Here is a 21,917-nt window from a genome sequence, read left to right on the forward strand (position 1 = left end):
TCGTTAACGACCTTCGCGAGCAAGCTCGCTCCTACAGGTGGATACCGTTTTGCTTTGAGGAGAGTTTCAATGAGCCAAGTATTGGAAGATCTGGTGGACTTGCTGACCCTGGAGCCGATCGAGGAAAACCTCTTTCGCGGTCGCAGCCAGGACCTGGGCTTTCGCCAACTGTTCGGCGGCCAAGTGCTCGGCCAGTCGCTGTCGGCGGCCAGCCAGACCGTAGAAGAAGCTCGGCATGTGCATTCCCTGCATGGTTATTTCCTGCGCCCTGGCGATGCCGCGTTGCCGGTGGTGTATTCGGTGGACCGCGTGCGCGACGGTGGCAGTTTCAGCACGCGTCGTGTCACCGCGATTCAAAAGGGCAATCCGATCTTCACCTGCACGACCTCGTTCCAGTACGACGAAGCAGGCTTCGAGCACCAGACCACCATGCCGGTGGTAGTGGGCCCGGAAAACCTGCCGTCGGAGCTGGAGCTGACCCAGCAACGTGCGCACCTGATCCCCGAGCACATGCGCGACAAGCTGCTGTGCCCCAAGCCCATCGAGGTGCGCCCGGTCACCGAAAAAGACCCCTTCAACCCGCAGCCGTCCGACCCAGTCAAGTACGTGTGGTTTCGTGCCGACGGTGCCTTGGCGGACACGCCGGCGTTGCATAAATACCTGTTGGCCTACGCCTCGGACTTCGGCCTGTTGACCACCTCGTTGCTGCCCCATGGCAAGACCGTGTGGCAGAAAGACATGCAGGTCGCCAGCCTCGATCACGCGCTGTGGTTCCACGCCGACCTGCGTGCCGATGACTGGTTGCTGTACGCCATGGACAGCCCGTGGGCTGGCAACTCCCGGGGTTTCTCCCGGGGCAGCGTGTACAACCGCGCCGGGCAACTGGTGGCGTCGGTGACCCAGGAAGGTTTGATCCGCCATCGCAAGGATTGGGCATGAGCCTCGGCGACGTGAAGCACTGGGTGTTCGACATGGACGGCACCCTCACGGTGGCGGTGCATGATTTTGCGGCGATCCGCGTGGCGCTGCAGATCCCGCCTGAAGACGACATTCTCACGCACCTCGCGACATTGCCGGCAGATGTCGCGCAGGCCAAACATGCCTGGTTGCTGGAGCATGAGCGCGAGCTGGCGCTGGGTTCCATTGCGGCCGAAGGTGCCGTTGAGCTGGTACGCGAATTGGCTGGGCGCGGTTATCGCTTGGGGATCCTGACCCGTAATGCGCGGGAGCTGGCCCATATCACCCTGGAGGCGATAGGCCTGGCGGACTGCTTTGCCATTGAGGACGTGCTGGGGCGCGATGATGCGCCGCACAAGCCGGATCCCGGTGGGTTGCTGAAACTGGCGGCGGCTTGGGACGTAGCACCGCGCGAAATGGTGATGGTGGGGGATTATCGCTTTGACCTGGATTGTGGCCGGGCAGCGGGCACCAAGACGGTGTTGGTGAACTTGCCGGAGAACCCTTGGCCGGAATTGGCGGATTGGCACGCCGAGGATTGTGCGGCGCTGCGCCGAATGATCTAAGCCGGGCGACAGAGAGCAAATGTGGGAGCTGGCTTGCCTGCGATAGCGTTGGGTCAGCTGACACTTTATCAACTGACAGTCCGTCATCGCAGGCAAGCCAGCTCCCACATTTTGATGGGGTTCCTTCAGGTGCTACTGGGCGAACAGTACCTTTTCCCCCTCTGGCGAGGTAAACATCTTATCCCCGTCATGCCCCACCCCCGGCACTTCTACCAGCCGGTGGCCCAACTGCGGATGCCGCTGCTTGAGGTAGTCAAAGTAGTTGTGGCCACGAAGCAGTCGATACGCACCCTGGGTTTCGGCTTCGCAGCTTTTATCCAATGCCGGGTGGTTGGGGTCGGTGTCCTGCTGGCCCAACAGGTAAGTGATGTCGCGTGAGACGTAGTCTTGTTCCAGTTGCTGGGCACCTCGGTCACCCACGTAATCCGGCAGGTTTTGCATGCCGTACTTCCAGTCGTTGAAGCCTGGGCAATTGGCGATGTCGAACTTCACCGGGCGTTGCGGACTGAAATACGCATAGGACGACGGGTTAGCCACCACATACCGCAGGCGGATGCCTTCGGTGTTCAGCAGCGGGTGGTCGTGGCCGGTGAGGGCGAAGCGCTGCACCACTTGGCCGCCACCGGAATGCCCGGCGACCACGATTTCTTTCAGTGCCGGGAACAGTGTGCGGTTGCCCAAGTGCTTGATGATCTGGTCCAGAGCGCCATAAGAGCTGATCTGCCTTGGGCCGGTGGACGCTTCGCCGGCCATCCAATCGTTGCCCTTCCAACGCAAAACCTGATCGTCCAGGTGGTTACGCTTCACGTCCGCCTGATTGAGAAACTGCGGCGCAATCACCAGCGTACTTCCACCCACTCCGGCATGCGCGGCGGCGTCGATGCCGCTTTGCAGGTAGGTTTGCGCATTGCGCAGGCGGCCATGCACGATGATCAATGCGCGCGTGACCTTGGGCAGCGGTTGGCGCCAATCCTGGCTCAGGCCCAGGCTGAGGTCACCGGCCTCCAGATGAAAGCGATCGGGGCTGACCACCTTGACGCAGTGTTCAGCCGCGAAGGTGCAACAGGACACAAGCACACCCAGCAGTAACCCCAATCGTTTGATCATTTACAGACTCTTGGCCGCGAAGGTATCGCATTGAGTGATCTGGCCCTGGGCGAAGCCGGTCTTGAACCAGCGTACGCGCTGGGCCGAGGTGCCGTGGGTGAAGGAGTCCGGTACCACGCGGCCCTGGCCCTGCTGCTGCAAGCGGTCATCGCCGATGGCATTGGCTGCGTTCAGGGCCTCTTCGATATCGCCGGGTTCCAGCCAGTTCAGGCGTTTCTGCGCATGGTTGGCCCATACGCCGGCAAAGCAGTCGGCTTGCAGTTCCTGGCGAACCAGCAGGCCACCGTCGCCTTCCATCTGCCGTCCCTGTTGGCGCGCCGCCTGGATCTTGGACGAGATGCCCAGCAACGTTTGTACGTGGTGCCCGATTTCGTGGGCGATCACGTAGGCCTGGGCGAAATCACCGGCGGCCTGGAAGCGTTGCGACATTTCCCGGAAGAAGTCCAGGTCCAGGTACACCTGCTGGTCAGCCGGGCAGTAGAACGGGCCGCTGGCTGAAGTGGCGCCTCCACAGGCTGAGTTCACCCGGCCACGGAACAGGATCAGTTTCGGGTTCTTATAGGCCAGCCCGTTTTCCTGGAACACTTGGCCCCAGGTGTCTTCCGTGTCGCCCAGTACCGCGCGCACGAAGTCGGCTTGCTCATCGTTGGCCGCCGGCGCTTGACGCGGCTGGGTGCTGACCGACGGCGCTTGTTCCATCTGGCCGGTCAATTGGCCGAGGATCTGCATCGGGTCCTGGCCGGTCAGCCAGCCAATGCCGACGATCAGCACGATGGCCGTGAGGCTCAGGCCCTTGCCGCCGCCGAAGCGCATACCGCCACCGCCGCCGCCACTGTCGTTACGGGCATCCACCACGTTGTCGCTGCGTCGGCCTTTTTTCCATAGCATGGGAGCAATCCTCTGTGTGCTAACCGTGATTGATTATGGTCGGTATTAACGGCAATAGCCTTCGCCCGTGGCAACGATCAGGCAGTCTTTTTTATCTGCCAGCCACTTCAAGCCGGTGGCGGCGCCATCGCCAGCGCGCAGCAGCTGCGGGCCGTCGGGGCGGGTGAAGGCGATGCCGTCTTCAGCGGCCTCACCTTTAAAGGTGCCAGCGTCATCGGCGTCGAGGCCGTATTGCATGGTGAGAAGGTAGTGGCCGCGGCCAATGCTGTCGTCCTTGGCGATGGTCAGGTGCAAGCCTTCGACGCCGACCCACTTGCCAACCCATTTATCGGTGGGCGGGGTCTCGGGCACCAGGGTCGCTTGCACGGAAGCGGGCGCGGGCTTGGGGGCTTCTTTCGGGGCGTTATCGCAGCCAGCGAGCAAGGCGAGGGCAGACAGGGCAAAGAGGAATTTTTTCATAGCGGCAAGGCCTTGGTTAAAAAGTGTGCAACGCCGGGGCGAGCGTGCAGCGTTGGACTCGGATCCATCGATTTAGTGCGCTGTTCGCCCAGTGTTTGGTTATGCTCTTGGGGCAGACTCCGGCCCGGCTGCTAGATTACCGGGTTGAGCGCGACTTGGTTCAGCGCTCAGCGTCCCGCTCGCCACACAAGAGAATTCAATGACTGTCAGTACCCCGCTCTCCGGCGTCAACCATCCGTTCAAAGGCATCCTGCTGATTGTGCTGGCGACGTTCCTGTTCTCCAGCCACGACGCCTTGTCCAAATACCTGGCCGGGTTTTACCCGATCGTGATGGTGGTGTGGGCGCGGTACATGGTGCACACCTTGCTGATGGCCGGGATCTTCCTGCCGCAATCGGGCTTGCGCGTGTTGCGCAGCAAGCGGCCGGGCATGCAGGTGGTGCGGGCGTTATGCCTGTTGGGCACCAGCCTGTTCTTCACCACAGCGCTGCATTACATCCCGTTGGCCGAAGCTACAGCGGTGAACTTCCTTGCGCCGATCCTGGTGACGGCGCTGTCGGTGCCGTTGCTCGGTGAGCACGTGACCCGTGGCCAGTGGCTGGCGGTGATCTGCGGGTTTATCGGCGTGGTGATCATTATCCACCCCGGCGGCGAGCTGTTTACCCCGGCGGTACTGCTGCCGCTGTGCTCGGCGCTGTTCTTCTGCTTCTACCAGTTGCTCACGCGCATCCTCAGCCAATACGACAGCCCGACTACCAGCAACTTCTTCGCCGGCCTGTGCAACACCTTGGTGATGAGTGCGATGGTGCCGTTCTTCTGGCAAGTGCCGACGTTGTGGCACGCGGTGATGATGCTGGCGCTGGGCACCTGCGGGATGACCGCGCACCTGATGCTCACCCAGGCGTTCCGCTTCGCGGCGCCGGCCTTGCTGGCGCCGTTTGGCTATTGCCAGATCGTGTTTGCGGGGTTGTTGGGCTGGCTGGTGTTCAGCCATACCCCCGATATGACCACGGTGGTGGGTATCGGGGTGATCTGCATGAGCGGGTTGGCCGCTGCCTGGCAGCAGCGGCGGCGTTAGTTAAACGTCTACCGTGGGGATCTTGCGCGGCGCCATGAAGTACATCCACACCAGTGCGATGAAATACATCGCCGGGATCAGGGTGAACAACACCGTGTAGTTGTTGTTGGTCACCGTGAGGATATGGCCGACGATCTGGGTCATGAACATGCCGCCGATGGCCGCGCACATGCCGCCGAAACCGAACACCGTGCTCATCATGTGCTTGGGCGTGTAGTCCATCACCAGGCTCCAGATGTTGGCGGTCCAGGCCTGATGCGCGCCGATGGCCAGGGAGATGGCAAACACCGCGACCCACAGCTGGCTGGAGCCGGCCGCCATGATCACGCCGACGATGCAGCAGGCGAACAGCAGCATCGACAACAACCGCGCCTTGATCGAGTTCATCCCTCGGCCGATCAGGAATGACGACAGGATCCCGCCGCCCACGCTGCCAAAGTCGGCGGTGAGGTAAATGATGATCAGCGGAATGCCCATCTGCGTCACGTTGATGCCCAGGTTGTATTGCTGGTTCAAGAACGGCGGCAGCCAATACAGGTAGAACCAGAACACCGGCGCAGTGAGCGAGTAGGCAAGGGCGAAGGCCCAGGTGCCGCGCATGCGCAGGATGCGGCTGAACGGCACGCGGGGTTGTTCCGGCTCGACTTCCTGTTGCACGTAGTCCAGTTCGGATTGTTTAACGGTGGGGTGGTCTTCCGGGTTGTAGTACTTCAAGCCCCAGAGCACCAGCCAGATACCGCCGAGTGCCGACATGCACAGGAACGCTGCCTGCCAGCCCCACACGTGCAGGATCAACGGCAGCAGCATGGGCGTCATCATCGCGCCGACGTTGGTGCCGGCGTTGAAGATGCCGGTGGCCACTGCCCGTTCACCCGCCGGGAACCACAAGCGTGTGGTCTTGACGCAGGCCGGGTAGTTGGCGGCTTCGGTCAGCCCGAGGACAAACCGGCAGACCATAAAGCCCACCGCCGAGGTGGCCAGGCCATGGGCGCCGGTGGCCAGGCTCCACAGCAGCACGGCGCAGAAGAACACACGTTTGACGCCAACCCGGTCGATCAGGCGGCCTTGCAGCACAAAGCCGATGGCGTAGCCGACCTGGAACCAGAAGTTGATGTTGGCGTAGTCCATCGCCGTCCAGCTCATTTCCTTGGCGAGGATCGGTTGCATCACGCCCAGGGCGGCGCGGTCGATGTAGTTCAAGGTGGTGGCAAAGAACACCAGGGCCAGCATGCCCCAGCGCGTTTTACCCACGGCCAGGGCACCGCGGATCTTGTCGCCGATGCCGGCGTGCGGGTTGCCCGGGCGCTCGGCCAGGGCTGAATTTTGCAGAGGCATGAGGTTTGTACCCGTTTTTTGAAATTCTTATGGTGTGTTCTGGGTCTTTGTTGCGTGAGCGAATTGCCCGGTCGATGGTGCGCAGTGGTTAAAAAGTCGTCAATTCGCCAAAGAGGCTTAGTGTTCGATAATCGCACCAAAAACTAACCGGTTCGTACATTTTAATTGCTGCCTGTAGGCTGGGGGCGAATAATTTGCCACAAACAACAATTGCCGGGAGTCTTCCATGCAACGTTCTATTGCCACTGTGTCCTTGAGCGGCACCCTGCCGGAAAAACTCGAAGCCATCGCCGCCGCCGGGTTTGATGGGGTGGAGATCTTTGAGAACGACTTGTTGTATTACGACGGCAGCCCCCGGGAAGTCAGGCAGATGTGCGCCGACCTCGGCATCGCCATCACCCTGTTCCAGCCGTTTCGCGACTTCGAAGGCTGCCGCCGTGATCGCCTGGCACGCAACCTGGAGCGTGCCGAACGCAAGTTTGACTTGATGCAGGAGCTGGGCACCGATCTGGTATTGGTGTGCAGCAACGCCTCGGCCGACAGCGTGGGCGACGAACGCATTCTGCTCGATGACCTGAGCCTGCTGGCCGAACATGCGGGCAAGCGCGGCCTGCGCATCGGCTATGAAGCGTTGGCCTGGGGCAAGCATGTGAACACCTGGCAACAGGTGTGGAACCTGGTGCGCCAGGTCGATCACCCAAGCCTGGGCGTGTTGCTCGACAGCTTTCACACCTTGTCGCTCAAGGGCGACCCGAGTGGCATTGCGCAGATCCCCGGCGACAAGATTTTCTTTGTGCAAATGGCCGACGCGCCGATCCTGGCCATGGATGTACTGGAGTGGAGCCGGCATTTCCGCTGCTTCCCAGGCCAGGGCGAATTTGACCTGGCGGGCTTTCTCGCGCCGATCATCCAGAGTGGTTACACCGGGCCGTTGTCCCTGGAAATTTTCAATGACGGTTTCCGCGCTGCGCCGACACGCGCGAATGCGGCGGATGGCTTGCGGTCACTGTTGTACCTGGAAGAAAAAACCCGCCAGCGCCTGGCTGAAGAAGCCCCCGCTGCGCCCGTGGATATCCTGTTTGAAACTCAGGCGGCCAGCGAATACGACGGTATCGAGTTTCTTGAATTTGCCGTGGACGAAAGCCTCGGCGCCAAACTGACCCACTGGTTGGAGCGCCTGGGTTTCGCCAGGGCCGGCCAGCATCGCTCCAAGAATGTGAGCCTGTTGCGCCAGGGGGACATCAACCTGATCCTCAACTGCGAACCCTATTCCTTCGCCCACAACTTTTTCGAGGCCCACGGCCCGTCGCTGTGCGCCACGGCAATTCGGGTCAAGGACAGTGCCAAGGCCCTGGAGCGGGCGGTGGCCTACAAGGGCCAGCCTTATCGCGGCCTGGTCGGCCCCAACGAGCTGGAATTGGCCGCCGTGCGTGCACCGGATGGCAGCCTGATTTACCTGGTCGACCCCAGCGAAGGCGGGCTGTACGACACCGATTTCAACCTGCAAACGGCTGCACCCGCCAGTGGCGGCTTGCTGCGCATCGACCATATGGCCATGGCGCTGCCGGCCGACAGCCTCGACAGTTGGGTGTTGTTCTACAAAAGCCTGCTGGATTTCGAAGCCGATGACGAAGTGGTCCTGCCCGACCCCTACGGCCTGGTGAAAAGCCGTGCGTTGCGCAGCCGTTGCAGTTCGATTCGCCTGCCGTTGAATATCTCCGAAAACCGCAACACGGCGATTTCCCACGCGCTCTCCAGCTATCGCGGTTCGGGCGTGCACCACATTGCCTTCGATTGCGCGGATATTTTCGCCGAGGTACGCCGGGCCAAAGAGGCCGGTGTGCCGTTGCTGGATATCCCGCTCAACTATTACGACGACCTGGCGGCACGCTTCGATTTCGACGATGAGTTCCTCAGTGAGTTGGCGTATTACAACGTGCTGTACGACCGCGACGCCCAGGGCGGTGAGTTGTTTCATGTGTACACCGAGGCGTTCGAGGGGCGGTTTTTCTTCGAGATCATCCAGCGCAAGAATGGCTATGCCGGCTACGGCGCTGCCAACGTGGCGGTGCGTCTGGCGGCGATGGCCAAGTCGCGCAGTGGGGCGGTACGCCAGGCTCGGCTATAACCGCAAGGCAGGTGCTTCCTTCGGGGAGCGCCGCGGCCCATAATCAGCGCCTGCACAACAATGGCCGTGAGCGCACCATGACCTCGAGTCCCGATCTCCCCGCGGTAGCTGACGCACCGCGCAAGAGTCGCAAGAACAATCCGGAAAAGACCCGGGAGAATATTCTCCAGGAAGCCATTGTCGAGTTTGTTCAACAGGGCCTGGCCGGCGCTCGCGTAGACGCCATCGCCGAGCGCATCCACACTTCCAAGCGCATGATCTATTACTACTTCGGCAGCAAGGAGCAGCTATACGTCGAGGTATTGGAGAAGCTCTACGGCGATATCCGCAACACCGAAACCCGCATGAACCTCACGGCCCTGGAGCCGCGTGAGGCGATTCGCCGGTTGGTGGAGTTCACCTTCGATCACCACGACCAGAACGTGGATTTCGTGCGCATCGTCAGCATCGAAAATATCCACAACGCCGAGTACGTCAAGCGCACCGACACCATCAAGGCGATGAACAGCAAAATCCTGGAAGGGTTGGGGGAGACCCTGCGCCGCGGGGCTGAGTTGGGGCTGTTTCGCGAAGGGCTGGAGCCGCTGGATGTGCACTTGCTGATCAACTCGTTCAGTTTCTACCGGGTGTCCAACCGGCACACGTTCAGCGAGATTTTCCAGATCGAACTGTCGGATGAGGCGATCAAGCAGCGCCATCGGGAAATGATTTGCGAGTCGGTGCTGCGCTACCTGCAAGCCTGAGAACTGATCGTTCCCACGCTCTGCGTGGGAATGCCGACATGGACGCTCTGCGTCTGCTGTCATGATGGGGTTGCATCCCTAGATATTCATGCTCTGGAAGTGCGCCAGCATTCTGTCTGCATCCGCCACTTCGCCGCTGAACAACTCAAACGCCTTCACCGCCTGAAACACCGCCATATTGCCGCCATCCAGGGTACGGCAACCCAAGGCGCGCGCGTCGCGCAGCAGTTGGGTTTCCAGCGGGAAGTACACAATTTCCGCCACCCACAATTCAGCCCGCAACAACGCCGCAGGCACAGGCGTGCCGGGCAGCTTGGCCATGCCCATCGGCGTGGTGTTCACCAGGCCATCGGCTTCGGCCATGGCGTTTTCCAAGTGGCTGCCGACTTGAGCGCGACCGATGCCGAACTGCTGGGCAAGGTTATCCACAAGGTCCTGGGCGCGAGTGCGGTCGACATCGAAGATGCTCAAGTACTCCACGCCTTCTGCCAACAGTGCATGGGCCACTGCCGCGCCCGCACCACCGGCGCCCATCTGCACCACGCGTTGGCGCGGTACGTTGTGCAAGTTGCGCCGAAAGCCTTCGGCGAACCCCAGGCAGTCGGTGTTATGACCGATGCGTTTGCCACCCTTGAACACTACGGTGTTGACCGCACCAATGCCCCTGGCTTCATCGGAGAGCTCATCGAGCAAAGGCAGGATCGCCTGCTTGCACGGGTAGGTAATGTTCAGCCCGGTGAAGTGCATCAGCTCGGCGGCCCGTAGTAATTCCGGCAGGGCGCTGAGGTCCAGGTGCAGCGGCTCCAGGTCGATCAGGCGATACAGGTAGCGCAAGCCCTGGGCGTCGCCTTCCTGCTCGTGCAGTGCCGGTGTGCGTGAGGCCTGGATGCCGGCGCCGATCAGGCCCGCGAGTATGCGTGGTTTCATCAGGTGCGTCCCTTCAGCGTCAGGCTGAAATGTTCCAGTGCCAGGTGGTAGCCATGGCTGCCAAACCCGGCCAGCACGGCCTGGGCGATCGGTGACACAAACGAGTGATGACGAAAGGCTTCACGGGCATGCACGTTGGATAAATGCACTTCGATCACCGGCACTTCACTGGCCACCAGGGCATCGCGGATCGCGACCGAAGTGTGAGTCCAGGCCGCCGGGTTGATCACAATACCCGCGCAGCGGTTGCGGGCGCCGTGGATCCAGTCGAGCAATTCGCCCTCGTGGTTGGTCTGGCGAAACTCGATCTTCAGCCCGAGCTTGTCGGCGCTGCGACCACACAAGGCGGCAATGTCGGCCAGGGTTTCATGGCCATAAGTGGCAGGCTCGCGAGTGCCGAGCAGGTTGAGATTGGGGCCGTTGAGCACCAGCACGATGGGCGGCATAGAGGCTTCTCCACAGTTCTTATTGGTTGTGGAGTCAAAATGTACTGGTTGGTTAATTTGGTCAATGGATGGCTGCGGATCTGTTCGGTGATCGAACGTTTAATCAATGCAATTGCTGGATCACTGGCTGATGTGCATTCGGTTGAAGTATTGCGCGAGGTTGCTGAACGAGGAGGACTTTCGAGCATTGGCCGGGTCGTTCCAGTCGTTGGCATCACTGGTTACAACCCGGCATTCGCCGGTTTTTTTGTGGTTACTAATCTGTGAAACAGCTTCGGGAATAGGAGCCGGTTGTCGGGTGGCAGAGGGAAATTGTTACCTGACGGAAAATAACCTAACGGATGGGTTACGATGAGAGTAGGTGCTTACAAAGGCTATGTCATTTCGGTGTTTATCAGGGATGAGCATTGCCCGCCCCATGTGCATGTCAGGGGCAAGGGATGGGATGCGCGGTTTCGTTTCAGTTTCCTGGATGGGGAAGTTGAGTTGTGGGATGTAGAGCCTGAACGGAGGCGGCCACCCACAGCACTTCTGAAGGAGATACGCGGGGCGATCATGCAGCGGCACTACTTGGCGCGGGCACGCAGGATTTGGTGGGAAAAACTGCAGACGGTTTGCCTGGAGAATCATTCCTGGAATTGGGACGCTGGTGAGTTGGTTCCAGGATTGGTCATTCGACACGGCGTCTATGTCATCGCCAGCGCCAGGCACGATGTCATAGCGCAACGGACTATTTTGAATCTGGTAAGAGCGCCAGATTGCGTGGGGATTAATTTATGAAAATCATAAAAGCCAAAGTCACACCTTATGTACCTCTCACTGAAGCCGACGTTGACAAGGCAATCGCCCGAGGACGCAGGTTCAAACGCCTGTACGCCAACGCCAGTAACGTACGTTATGAAAACGATTGCCTCTCCATTGGTTTCAGCGATGGCAGCCGCGTTGTGTTGCCGGTGGCTGGCCTGCCGGAGTTCGAAGAGTTTTCAGAGAAGGATTTCCAGCAACTGGAAGTGACGTTCGGTGGCAAGGCGATTAGCTGTGAAGCGCAGGACCTGGATGTTTCGATCACAGGGTTGATCGCTACAAGCCAGCCGCTGATGGACCTGGCAACCAGCCTGGTGGCATCGCGCAATGGTCGCAAAAGCAGCGCGGCCAAGACCGCAGCGGCCCGGGCCAATGGCAAGAAGGGTGGCCGGCCACGCAAGGAAGTACCGCAGCCCCCAGAGACAACAGACACTTGAATAAACAGTAGGAGCGAGCTTGCTCGCGAAAACCCCACAGGCACCGCGTTCATCCAGGAAGCACGCGTTATCGTTGACGTTTTTCGCGAGCAAGCTCGCTCCTGCAACCCGCAGATTTATCGGCGGGTCAGCAACACACCCGACTCCATATGGTGCGTCCACGGGAACTGGTCAAACATTGCACACTGGGTGATCCGGTGCGTGTCGTGCAGTTGCGCGATATTCGCCGCCAGCGTCTCCGGGTTGCAGGAGATGTACAGAATGTTGTCGAAGCGCCGGGTCAGCTCGCAGGTGTCCGGGTCCATGCCAGCGCGGGGCGGGTCGACGAAGACGCTACCGAACTCGTAGCTTTTCAGGTCGATGCCGTGCAGGCGGCGGAACGGGCGCACTTCGTTCAGGGCTTGGGTGAGTTCTTCGGCAGAGAGGCGCACCAGGTTGACGTTATCCACGCCATTTTCATCCAGGTTGCTCAGGGCCGCATTCACCGAGGTCTTGCTGATCTCGGTGGCCAGCACCTTGCGCACGCGGGTCGCCAGCGGCAGGGTGAAGTTGCCGTTGCCGCAGTACAGCTCCAGCAAATCGTCCGGGCGATCGCCCAGCGCTTCGTAGGCCCAGTTGAGCATCTTCTGGTTCACCGTGCCGTTGGGCTGGGTGAACGCGCCTTCGGGTTGGCGATAGCTGAAGGTGCGCCCACCGACGTCGAGTTTCTCCACCACGTAGTCGTGGCCGATCACATCGCGCTTGCCCTTGGAACGGCCGATGATGCTCACATTCAGCTCAGCGGCCAATTTGTTCGCGGCGGTGTGCCAATGTTCGTCCAGCGGGCGGTGATAGCACAGGGTGATCATCGCGTCGCCGGCCAGGGTGGTGAGGAACTCCACCTGGAACAGCTTGTGGCTAAGGGCAGCGCTGGCTTGCCAGGCGGCCTTGAGTTGCGGCATCAACTGGTTGATGCGCTGGCTGGCGATGGGGAATTCTTCGATGAGGATCGGCGTGCGCTTGTCCTCCTGGGAGAACATCGCGTAGTGGCGCTCGCCGCCTTCGCGCCACAGGCGGAACTCCGCACGCAGGCGGAAGTGCTGCAGCGGCGAGTCGAAGACCTGCGGCTCAGGCGCGTCGAACGGTGCCAGCAGGTCACGCAGGCGCGTGACCTTGTCTTGCAGTTGAACGGTGTAGCTTGCGGCGTCGAAAGTCATGCGTTGAACCAGCCCAGCTTGATCACAAACAGGATCGACAGGATCACCAGTGCCGGGTTCAGCTCACGGTAGCGGCCCGAAAGCAGCTTGATGGCGGTCCAGGCGATGAAACCGAAGGCGATGCCGTTGGCGATGGAGTAAGTGAAGGGCATCGCCAGGGCGGTGATCACCACCGGCGCTGCCACCGTAATGTCGTCCCAGTCGATTTCGGCCAGGCCTTGGCTCATCAGCACCGCCACAAACAGCAAGGCTGGCGCGGTGGCATAGGCCGGCACGCTGGCGGCCAATGGCGAGAAGAACAACGCCAGCAAAAACAGGATCGCGACCACGATGGCGGTCAAGCCGGTCCGGCCACCGGCGCTCACGCCTGCAGCCGATTCGATGTAGCTGGTGGTGGTCGAGGTGCCCAGCAGGGAGCCGGCCATGGCGGCGGTGCTGTCGGCAATCAGCGCACGGCCCATTTTCGGCATATGGCCGTCCTTGCCCATCAGGCCGGCGCGCTTGGCGACGCCGATCAGGGTGCCGGAGTTGTCGAACAGGTCAACGAACAGGAAGGCGAAGATCACGCTGACCAGGCCGATGTCCAGCGCGCCCTTGATATCCAGCTGCAGGAAGGTCGGCGCCAGGGACGGCGGTACCGAGGTCACACCGATAAAAGGTGTGAAGCCCAAGACGATGGAAGCGACGGTCACCGCCAGGATGCCGATCAGCACCGCGCCGCGTACGGCCAGGGCTTCCAGCGCGACGATCAGCACGAACCCCAAGGTGGCCAGGATCGGCGCCGGTTGTTTCAGGTCGCCCAGGCCAACCATGGTGGCCGGGTTGCTCACCACGATACCAGCGTTATGCAGGGCGATCAGCGCCAGGAACAGGCCGATACCGGCAGCAATCGCCGAGCGCAGCGGCAGCGGGATGGCATTGATGATCCACTCGCGGATGCGGAAGATCGACAGCAGGAAGAACAGCACCGCCGAAATGAACACCGCGCCCAGCGCCACTTGCCAGGTGTGGCCCATGTGCAGGACCACGGTGTAGGTGAAGAAGGCGTTGAGACCCATGCCCGGTGCCAGGGCAATCGGGTAGTTGGCGATCAGGCCCATCACGGTCGAACCGATGGCGGCCGCCAGGCAGGTGGCGACAAACACCGCGCCCTTGTCCATGCCGGTCTCGCCGAGGATGCTCGGGTTCACGAACAGGATGTAGGCCATGGCCAGGAAGGTGGTGATCCCCGCGAGAATCTCGGTGCGCACATTGGTGTTGTGGGCTTTGAGTTGAAACAGCTTTTCCAGCATGCCGGCTCCCTGTGACGCTATTGTGCGTCGTGATTTGTTGACCTCTAAGTCAAAGCACAAACTGCGCCAAACGCTTGTGGTTTCAGAGAGGATCGGAAAAAGCGGCGCATCATACCAGCAGCCGAGGCTGTGTGGCGCATGGGCTTGAGGCATACTGCGCCGACGTTCAATACCGGGTCATTGCCAGCATGAAAAAAGCCAACCCGTGGAGTCTAGCTCTGATCGCCAGTATCAGCCTGTGGCTGGGCGCGGCACCGGCATGGGGCGCGGCTGCACCGGCCTTGAGCGAGGTGCGGGTGTTCAAGGTGGAATCGGCCAACTGCAGCGAAGCGATCCCGGAGCGGGTCAACACCACCCAGATGTGCGAGCACCGCGGGCCCACCCAGGTCTCGGTGATGGAAGTGGGCCTGGGCAACAGCCCCATGGGCCGCTTCAACGGCGCAGAGTTGAATGGGCAACGCACAGCGGTGTGCCAGGTCGGCAACATCAGTGAGGCGTGCAACGGCGTGGGCACCTTGATGGGCTACATCTATGTGTTCGACCTGAACGTCCAGGCCCAGGGCTGGTTCGAATTCACCAATACCTCGATCAACCCGCCGCAAAACACCCTGAAAGCCCAGCTCAATATCCGCTGATCAATCATCTTGAACGCTCAAAACCCCGGGAAGTCGTACCCCTAAGACGGCGATTTTTATGAACGCCGCGGACGTACACCAACCCGTGAGGTGTTTATGAGCGCGACCCCCAATGGCGCGGCGGCCCAGCCGTTCGTCGCCCACCCGATACGCCTGACACTCAACGGCCAGGATCGCCAACTGAACGTGTTGCCCTGGACCACCTTGCTGGACTTGCTGCGTGAACAATTGGACCTGGTGGGCAGCAAAAAAGGCTGCGACCACGGCCAGTGCGGCGCCTGCACCGTGTTGCGTGACGGCAAACGCGTGAATGCCTGCCTGACCCTGGCCGTGATGTGCGACGGCGCCGAATTGACCACCGTCGAAGGCCTGGCCGACGGCGACCAACTGCACCCCATGCAACAGGCCTTTATTCAGCACGACGCTTTCCAGTGCGGCTATTGCACCCCCGGGCAGATCTGTTCTGCCGTGGGCCTGGCCAATGAAGGCCGCGCCCACGACCGTGCGCAGATCCAGGAATTGATGAGCGGCAACCTGTGCCGCTGCGGCGCCTACAACAACATCCGCGATGCCATCGAAGACGCGCTGCCGGCCTGCCGTCGCCAGGGAGGTGAGTCATGAATCCCTTCCACTACAGCAGGCCGACCGATGTGCAGCAGGCCGTTCAGATGAGCAGCGCCGCCTCGCGCTTTATCGCCGGTGGCACCAACCTGCTGGACCTGATGAAGGAAAACATCAGCCATCCCGAGCACCTGATCGACATCACCGGCTTGCCGCTGCACGACATTCAAGAGACCGCCGAGGGTGGCCTGCGTATCGGTGCGCTGGTGAGTAACGCCGACCTGGCCTGGCACCCACTCATTGAGCAGCGTTACCCGTTGCTGTCCCAGGCCATCCTCGCCGGGGCGTCCCCGCAGTTACGCAACATGGCCAGTACCGGCGGCAACCTGTTGCAGCGCACCCGTTGCTATTACTTCTACGACGCCGCGGTACCGTGCAACAAGCGCCAGCCCGGCAGCGGCTGCCCGGCGCGCAACGGTTTGAACCGTATCCATGCGATCCTCGGCGCCAGTGAACAGTGCGTGGCCACCCATCCATCGGACATGTGCGTGGCCCTGGCGGCGCTTGCGGCGCGGGTGCATGTAGAGGGACGTGGCGGTGCGCGGGTGATCGAGTTCGCCGACTTCCATCGCTTGCCAGGCGATGCGCCGCAACGTGACAACCAATTGGCCGACGATGAGCTGATCACGGCCATTGAGCTGCCCGCCGATCACCTGGCCCGCCACAGCCATTACCTGAAGATCCGTGACCGTGCCTCCTATGCCTTTGCCTTGGTTTCGGTGGCCGCCGCCTTGGAACTGGACGGCGATGAAATCATCGACGCCCGCCTGGCCTTGGGCGGTGTGGCGCATAAACCTTGGCGTGACCGCGCAGTGGAAGCCTTGCTGATTGGCCGCACGGTCAGCCGCGAAACCTTCAGCGCCGCCGCCGACGCCCTGCTGCAAGACGCCGAACCGTTGGAACACAACGGCTTCAAGGTCAAGCTGGCGCGGCGAGCAATCATTCGTGCCCTGAGCGACGCCGCCGTCGCAGGAGAACAGCCATGAGCGCCATCGGCAAACCCCTGGACCGCGTCGACGGTCTGCTCAAGGTCACCGGCCAAGCGCGCTATGCCGGTGAATTTCCCGAGGACGGCCTGCTGCATGGCAGCGTGGTGTCGAGCACTATCGCCAAAGGCCGGGTGGTGCGCATCGATGCGTCCAAGGCGTTGGCCTTGCCCGGTGTAGTGGACGTGATCCATCACCTCAACCGGCCGAAAATCGCCAGCTATGACGAGGCGTTCGCCGATGCCGATGCGGCCGATGGCTCGCCTTTTCGCCCGTTGTATAACGACCGCGTGCTCTACAGCGGCCAGCCCCTGGCCCTGGTGATTGCCGATAACCTCGAACTGGCGCGGCACGCTGGCTCGCTGGTGCAGATCGACTACGCGCCCGAAACCTTCGAAACCGACCTGCTCACCCAGCAAGCGGCGGCGCACCCGTCGCCCCAGACCCCGCCCGAACCGCGAGGCAACTTCGAAGCTGAATGGGCCGGTGCCGCAATCAGTCTGGACCTGCACTACAGCACGCCCATCGAGCATCACAACCCGATGGAACCCCACGCTAGCACCGTGCTGTATCAGTCCGATGGCACTCTGCATATCCACGACAAGACCCAGGGCCCGCAGAACTGCCAGGCCTATGTGCAAAAAGTCTTCGGCCTGGACAAGCGCCAGGTGCGCATCTTCGCCGCTTTCGTCGGCGGTGCCTTCGGTTCGGGCCTGCGCCCGCAATACCAATTGCCGCTCGCGGTGATGGCGGCCATGGCGCTCAAACGCTCGGTGCGCGTCACCCTGACGCGCCAACAGATGTTCACCTTCGGCTATCGCCCGCGCACCTTGCAGCGTTTGCAGATGGGCGCCGCCGCCAATGGGCGCTTGCTGGCGTTGGGGCATACCGCGATTGGCCAGACGTCGCGCTTTGAGGATTTCAGCGAGCACGTGGTGGAGTGGAGCGGCATGCTCTATCACTGCGACAACGTGCAACTGACCTACAAGTTGGCGCCGTTGGATGTGTTTACCCCGCTGGACATGCGTGCCCCCGGCGCCGCACTAGGCGTGCTCGGCCTGGAGTGCGCCATGGACGAACTGGCGTGTGCCCTGGCCATCGACCCGGTGCAATTGCGCCTGATCAACTACGCCGAACGTAACCAGAACGAAGACAAACCCTGGTCGAGCAAGGCCCTGCGCGAGTGCTACAGCGAAGGCGCCGAACGCTTCGGCTGGCACCAACGCAACCCGGAACCGCGCAGCATGCGTGACGGCCGCCAACTGATCGGCTGGGGCATGGCCGGCGGCGTGTGGGAGGCCATGCAGATGAAAGCCAGCGCCAAGGCGCGCCTCGACGCCGAGGGCAAGCTCACCGTCAGCAGCGCCACCACCGACATTGGCACTGGCACCTACACGGTGATGACCCAGATCGCCTCCCAGGCCAGCGGCGTGGCGATGGCCGACGTGCGTTTTGTGCTGGGCGATTCGTCGTTGCCCACGGCGCCGTTGCAGGGCGGCTCGTTTACCGTGTCCTCGGTGGGTACGGCGGTGCAGCAAGCCTGTGAAGCGCTGAATGCCAAGTTGTTGCAGGTCGCCCGGCAGACCTACCCGGTGTTCAAGGACGCCGAAGCCGTGCGGTTTGACGAGGGCCAACTGCATGCCGGTGATGTGAGTGTTTCGTTGGCGCAACTGGTCAAGGACAGCGGTGAGGAGGTGCTGCAAGCACAGGTTGACAGCGAGCCGGACAAGAAGCGCCAGGGCTATGCCTGCGCGACCCATTCGGCGGTGTTTGTCGAGGTGCGGGTTGATGAAGACCTGGGCACCATCAGGGTCAGCCGTGTGGTCAGCGCCATTGCCGCGGGGCGCGTGGTCAACCCCAAGATGGCCCGCAGCCAGATCCTTGGCGGCGTGGTGTGGGGCATTGGCATGGCCCTGCATGAAGAGACCCAGGTCGACCATGAGCTGGGGCGTTACATGAACCACAGCCTGGCCGAGTACCACATCCCGGTGAACGCCGATATTGGCGAGATTGACGTGCTGTTTGTCGAAGAGCACGACGAGATCGTCAATGCGCTCGGGTCCAAGGGCGTGGGGGAAATCGGCATTGTCGGGGTAGCGGCGGCGGTGGCGAATGCGGTTTACCATGCCACCGGCAAGCGGGTTCGGGAGTTTCCGATTACCTTGGATAAGGTGCTATAGCCCAAACCGTCAGACCAATGAAGTTCCAGTGTGGGAGCTGGCTTGCCTGCGATAGCGGTGTATCAGCCACCAGAAAGTTGCCTGATACACCGCTATCGCGGGCAAGCCCGGCTCCCACAGGGTATGGCGGTGAAGCCTATGGCTTGGTTTCTTCCACCGGCACATGCATGCGATCCCGGTTGGCCAGGGTCGGGAACAGCTTGATCCACACCCCGGTCACCACCAGGGTGCCAACCCCGCCCATCACCACCGCAGGCACGGTGCCAAACCAGTGGGCGGTAATCCCGGATTCGAATTCGCCCAATTGATTGGACGCACCGATAAACAGGCCATTGACCGCACTCACTCGCCCGCGCATTTCATCTGGCGTTTCCAACTGCACGAACGATGCACGGATCACCATGCTGATCATGTCTGCCGCGCCCAGTACCACCAGCACCGCCAGTGAAAACCAGAACGAAGTCGACAGGCCGAAGGCGATGGTTGCCACCCCGAACACGCCGACGGCGGTGAACATCACGCGGCCCACCTTGCGGTCTACTGAGAACCGCGCCAGCCACAGTGACATCAGCAATGCGCCCACGGCCGGGGCCGACCGCAGCAGGCCCAGGCCCCAGGCACCGGTCAGCAGGATGTCCTTGGCGAACACCGGTAACAGCGCGGTGGCGCCGCCCAGCAGCACGGCAAACAGGTCCAGGGAGATGGCGCCAAGAATGTCCGGGCGGCTGCGGATAAAGCGTATGCCGGCCAGCAGCGAGTCCAGGGTGGCCTTGGCTTTGTTCAGCGGAGTCTGGCGTGCGGGCAGGTTAAGTGTCAGCACGCAGGCGATCAGGTACAGCGCCACGGTGGGGCCGTACACCCACACGCTGCCAAACGCGTAAAGCAAACCGCCCACGGCCGGTGCGACGATGGTCGCCAGTTGCTGGGCCGATTGCGATGCCGCCACGGCCCGGGGGAACAGCGCGCTGGGCACGATGCTCGGCAACAGTGCCTGGGTGGTGGGCATTTCAAATGAGCGCGCAGCGCCGAGCAGGAAGGCGAGGATGAAGATCATCTCGCGAGTCACGTTGCCGGTCAGGCCGCCGATGGCCAGGGACAAGGCGATCAGCGCCTGCAAGGTCTGGCAGATGGCAGCGACCCGGCGGCGTTCATAGCGATCCGCCACGTGCCCGGTGTGCAGCATGAACAGCACGCGCGGCACGAATTCCACCAGGCCGACCAGGCCCAGGTCCAAGACGTTGCCGGTCAGCTGGTACAGGTTCCAGCCGATCGCCACGGTGAGCATCTGGAAGCCGCTGGCGGTAAAGATCCGCGCCAGCCAGAACGCGATGAAAGGGCGGTGGTGACGTAACAGCAACGCAGGTTCACTGGGCATCGGCAATCAGGTCGGCAACGGGAGAATGGCGAGATTAGCATCAAGCTGTAACAAATAGTTGCAAGAACAGGGCTGAGGCAAGCTGTCACGCGGCAAAAGACCACACAGTCCTACAGCAAAAATGGGACTACTCTTTCAACGATGCTTGATCCAGATCAAAACCTGCCCCGGGATTGTTCTGGCGGCCGCAAGGCCAGATTCCCCACGCGATGGGTAATAAAAGAAACGAATTGAAATTCGCCACACTCCATATCCGTGGGGGCAGTGGGTGCAGGCTCCCAGCCAGCAGCCGGTATTACCTGACAGAGGAAGACTTATGTTCGGTTTGGAGGCGCTAGATCTCGCCCGAATTCAATTCGCGTTCACCATCTCATTCCACATCCTGTTCCCGGCGATCACCATCGGCCTGGCCAGTTACCTTGCGGTGCTGGAGGGCTTGTGGCTCAAGACCCACAACGACACCTACCGTGACCTCTACCACTTCTGGTCGAAGATCTTTGCCGTCAACTTCGGCATGGGTGTGGTATCGGGCCTGGTCATGGCGTACCAGTTCGGTACCAACTGGAGCCGCTTCTCGGACTTCGCCGGTGCCGTCACCGGGCCGTTGCTGACGTACGAAGTGCTCACGGCCTTCTTCCTCGAGGCCGGTTTCCTGGGCGTGATGTTGTTCGGCTGGAACAAGGTGGGGCGCAAGCTGCACTTCTTCGCCACGGTGATGGTGGCCGTGGGTACGTTGATCTCCACGTTCTGGATTCTTGCCTCTAACAGCTGGATGCAGACGCCCCAGGGCTTTGAAATCATCGATGGCCGCGTAATACCGACCGACTGGCTGGCGGTGATCTTCAACCCGTCGTTCCCCTACCGCCTGATGCACATGGCCACGGCTGCTTTCGTTGCCACGGCGTTCTTCGTCGGCTCGTCGGCGGCCTGGCATTTGCTGCGCGGCAAGGACAACCCGGCGATCCGAAAAATGCTCTCGATGGCGATGTGGATGGCCTTGATTGTTGCGCCCATCCAGGCGGTGATCGGCGACTTCCACGGCCTCAATACCCTCAAGCATCAGCCGGCCAAGATCGCCGCGATTGAAGGCCACTGGGAAAATATCGGCAACGAGCCAACGCCGTTGATCCTGTTTGGCTGGCCGGACATGAAAGCCGAGAAAACCAAATACGCAGTCGAGATTCCGTATCTGGGCAGCCTGATCCTGACCCACTCCCTGGACAAGCAGGTGCCGGCGCTCAAGGAGTTCCCACCTGAAGACCGCCCCAACTCCACCGTTGTGTTCTGGTCGTTCCGGGTCATGGTCGGCCTGGGGTTCCTGATGATCTTCACCGGTCTGTTCAGCCTGTGGCTGCGCCGGGGCGACAAGATGTACACGTCCAAACCGTTCCTGTACCTGGCGCTGTGGATGGGCCCGTCTGGGCTGATTGCGATTCTTGCCGGTTGGTTCACCACCGAAATCGGTCGCCAGCCCTGGGTGGTCTACGGGTTGATGCGCACGGCGGATGCCTCCTCCGGGCATAGCCTGACGCAGATGACCATTACCCTGGTGTTGTTCGTGGTGGTGTACTTCGCGCTGTTCGGCGCGGGCCTGGGCTACATGATGCGCCTGGTGCGCAAAGGCCCCGTGACCCACGACAGTACCGAGCCCGCCCATGGTGGCCCCGGCCAGAAACGCACCCCCGCGCGTCCGTTGTCTGCTGCCGACGATGGCAGTGATAACGACCACGACCACATCCAGCACAAGGGGAATTGAG

At 61.5% G+C, this 21,917-nt stretch carries 22 protein-coding genes; 13 read left to right on the plus strand and 9 right to left on the minus strand.

The window, feature by feature from the left end; genetic code table 11:
- Positions 1-69: 69 nt before the first annotated feature.
- Both tesB and FXO12_RS22970 read left to right on the plus strand, forming a co-directional pair.
- Positions 70-939, plus strand: a complete 870-nt coding sequence (gene tesB / locus FXO12_RS22965; RefSeq protein WP_054896170.1) for an acyl-CoA thioesterase II — start codon at positions 70-72, stop codon at positions 937-939.
- Positions 936-1,523, plus strand: coding sequence for an HAD family hydrolase (locus FXO12_RS22970; RefSeq protein WP_057975534.1), 588 nt, complete (start codon positions 936-938; stop codon positions 1,521-1,523). Before tesB ends, FXO12_RS22970 begins: the two co-directional genes overlap by 4 nt.
- A gap of 132 nt (positions 1,524-1,655) precedes the next feature.
- Here FXO12_RS22970 and FXO12_RS22975 read toward each other — a convergent pair whose 3' ends face one another.
- The 3 genes from FXO12_RS22975 to FXO12_RS22985 are packed head-to-tail and all read right to left on the minus strand — an operon-like array spanning position 1,656 to position 3,977.
- Positions 1,656-2,630: an alpha/beta hydrolase gene (locus FXO12_RS22975; protein ID WP_060772735.1), complete on the minus strand. Its 975-nt coding sequence runs from the start codon at positions 2,628-2,630 to the stop codon at positions 1,656-1,658.
- Positions 2,631-3,518: a neutral zinc metallopeptidase gene (locus FXO12_RS22980; protein WP_057975532.1), complete on the minus strand. Its 888-nt coding sequence runs from the start codon at positions 3,516-3,518 to the stop codon at positions 2,631-2,633.
- Between the two features lie 45 nt (positions 3,519-3,563).
- Complete coding sequence (locus FXO12_RS22985; protein ID WP_057975531.1) at positions 3,564-3,977, minus strand: lipoprotein; 414 nt, start codon at positions 3,975-3,977, stop codon at positions 3,564-3,566.
- Positions 3,978-4,176: 199 nt separating this feature from the next.
- On the opposite strand from FXO12_RS22985, the gene FXO12_RS22990 reads away from it, so the two are divergent.
- Positions 4,177-5,055, plus strand: a complete 879-nt coding sequence (locus FXO12_RS22990) for a DMT family transporter (protein ID WP_003194370.1) — start codon at positions 4,177-4,179, stop codon at positions 5,053-5,055.
- Here FXO12_RS22990 and FXO12_RS22995 read toward each other — a convergent pair whose 3' ends face one another.
- A complete protein-coding gene (locus FXO12_RS22995) occupies positions 5,056-6,390 on the minus strand; it encodes an MFS transporter (RefSeq protein ID WP_057975530.1) in 1,335 nt (444 codons plus the stop codon).
- 226 nt (positions 6,391-6,616) lie between these two features.
- Here FXO12_RS22995 and quiC point away from each other — a divergent pair, with 226 nt between their 5' ends.
- Together quiC and FXO12_RS23005 are read left to right on the plus strand one after the other, a co-directional pair.
- The gene (gene quiC / locus FXO12_RS23000) at positions 6,617-8,518 is read left to right on the plus strand and encodes a 3-dehydroshikimate dehydratase QuiC (RefSeq protein WP_057975529.1); all 1,902 of its coding nucleotides are present in this window, start codon (positions 6,617-6,619) and stop codon (positions 8,516-8,518) included.
- A gap of 77 nt (positions 8,519-8,595) precedes the next feature.
- Positions 8,596-9,261 (plus strand): TetR/AcrR family transcriptional regulator, encoded by a 666-nt coding sequence (locus FXO12_RS23005; protein WP_054896166.1) that lies wholly within the window; start codon positions 8,596-8,598, stop codon positions 9,259-9,261.
- A gap of 78 nt (positions 9,262-9,339) precedes the next feature.
- Here the strand turns inward: FXO12_RS23005 and FXO12_RS23010 are convergent, their stop codons facing one another.
- Both FXO12_RS23010 and aroQ read right to left on the minus strand, forming a co-directional pair.
- Positions 9,340-10,188 carry a shikimate dehydrogenase gene (locus FXO12_RS23010; RefSeq protein ID WP_057975528.1) on the minus strand — a complete coding sequence of 283 codons (849 nt, stop codon included), beginning with the start codon at positions 10,186-10,188 and terminating at the stop codon, positions 9,340-9,342.
- Positions 10,188-10,634: a type II 3-dehydroquinate dehydratase gene (gene aroQ / locus FXO12_RS23015; RefSeq protein ID WP_019818037.1), complete on the minus strand. Its 447-nt coding sequence runs from the start codon at positions 10,632-10,634 to the stop codon at positions 10,188-10,190. Before aroQ ends, FXO12_RS23010 begins: the two co-directional genes overlap by 1 nt.
- 39 nt (positions 10,635-10,673) lie before the next feature.
- Here aroQ and FXO12_RS23020 point away from each other — a divergent pair, with 39 nt between their 5' ends.
- From FXO12_RS23020 to FXO12_RS23030, 3 genes are all read left to right on the plus strand, one after another.
- The gene (locus FXO12_RS23020) at positions 10,674-10,901 is read left to right on the plus strand and encodes a hypothetical protein (RefSeq protein ID WP_125919839.1); all 228 of its coding nucleotides are present in this window, start codon (positions 10,674-10,676) and stop codon (positions 10,899-10,901) included.
- Positions 10,902-10,985: 84 nt separating this feature from the next.
- Positions 10,986-11,414, plus strand: a complete 429-nt coding sequence (locus FXO12_RS23025) for a DUF4160 domain-containing protein (protein ID WP_057975527.1) — start codon at positions 10,986-10,988, stop codon at positions 11,412-11,414.
- Positions 11,411-11,875, plus strand: a complete 465-nt coding sequence (locus tag FXO12_RS23030) for a DUF2442 domain-containing protein (protein WP_057975526.1) — start codon at positions 11,411-11,413, stop codon at positions 11,873-11,875. The genes FXO12_RS23025 and FXO12_RS23030 overlap by 4 nt, the downstream gene beginning before the upstream one ends.
- Before the next feature lie 116 nt (positions 11,876-11,991).
- Here FXO12_RS23030 and trmA read toward each other — a convergent pair whose 3' ends face one another.
- Together trmA and FXO12_RS23040 are read right to left on the minus strand one after the other, a co-directional pair.
- Complete coding sequence (trmA, locus tag FXO12_RS23035) at positions 11,992-13,071, minus strand: tRNA (uridine(54)-C5)-methyltransferase TrmA (protein ID WP_057975525.1); 1,080 nt, start codon at positions 13,069-13,071, stop codon at positions 11,992-11,994.
- On the minus strand, positions 13,068-14,363 hold the full coding sequence (locus tag FXO12_RS23040; RefSeq protein ID WP_003194342.1) for an NCS2 family permease: 1,296 nt from the start codon (positions 14,361-14,363) through the stop codon (positions 13,068-13,070). The genes trmA and FXO12_RS23040 overlap by 4 nt, the downstream gene beginning before the upstream one ends.
- A 188-nt stretch (positions 14,364-14,551) precedes the next feature.
- Here FXO12_RS23040 and FXO12_RS23045 point away from each other — a divergent pair, with 188 nt between their 5' ends.
- From FXO12_RS23045 to FXO12_RS23060, 4 genes are all read left to right on the plus strand, one after another.
- Entirely contained in the window at positions 14,552-14,998 is a 447-nt protein-coding gene (locus tag FXO12_RS23045; RefSeq protein WP_034127050.1) for a DUF4879 domain-containing protein, read from the plus strand.
- A gap of 96 nt (positions 14,999-15,094) precedes the next feature.
- Complete coding sequence (locus tag FXO12_RS23050) at positions 15,095-15,619, plus strand: (2Fe-2S)-binding protein (RefSeq protein WP_054896161.1); 525 nt, start codon at positions 15,095-15,097, stop codon at positions 15,617-15,619.
- Positions 15,616-16,605, plus strand: a complete 990-nt coding sequence (locus FXO12_RS23055; protein WP_020301733.1) for a xanthine dehydrogenase family protein subunit M — start codon at positions 15,616-15,618, stop codon at positions 16,603-16,605. The genes FXO12_RS23050 and FXO12_RS23055 overlap by 4 nt, the downstream gene beginning before the upstream one ends.
- The gene (locus FXO12_RS23060) at positions 16,602-18,785 is read left to right on the plus strand and encodes a xanthine dehydrogenase family protein molybdopterin-binding subunit (RefSeq protein WP_057975524.1); all 2,184 of its coding nucleotides are present in this window, start codon (positions 16,602-16,604) and stop codon (positions 18,783-18,785) included. The genes FXO12_RS23055 and FXO12_RS23060 overlap by 4 nt, the downstream gene beginning before the upstream one ends.
- Before the next feature lie 136 nt (positions 18,786-18,921).
- Here FXO12_RS23060 and FXO12_RS23065 read toward each other — a convergent pair whose 3' ends face one another.
- A complete protein-coding gene (locus FXO12_RS23065) occupies positions 18,922-20,160 on the minus strand; it encodes an MFS transporter (protein ID WP_057975523.1) in 1,239 nt (412 codons plus the stop codon).
- A gap of 316 nt (positions 20,161-20,476) precedes the next feature.
- Here FXO12_RS23065 and FXO12_RS23070 point away from each other — a divergent pair, with 316 nt between their 5' ends.
- Complete coding sequence (locus tag FXO12_RS23070) at positions 20,477-21,916, plus strand: cytochrome ubiquinol oxidase subunit I (RefSeq protein WP_014720025.1); 1,440 nt, start codon at positions 20,477-20,479, stop codon at positions 21,914-21,916.
- The last annotated feature ends 1 nt before the right edge of the window (position 21,917 follow it).

This window comes from Pseudomonas sp. J380, from assembly GCF_009827115.1.
In the GTDB taxonomy this organism is placed as follows: Bacteria; Pseudomonadota; Gammaproteobacteria; order Pseudomonadales; family Pseudomonadaceae; genus Aquipseudomonas; species Aquipseudomonas paracarnis.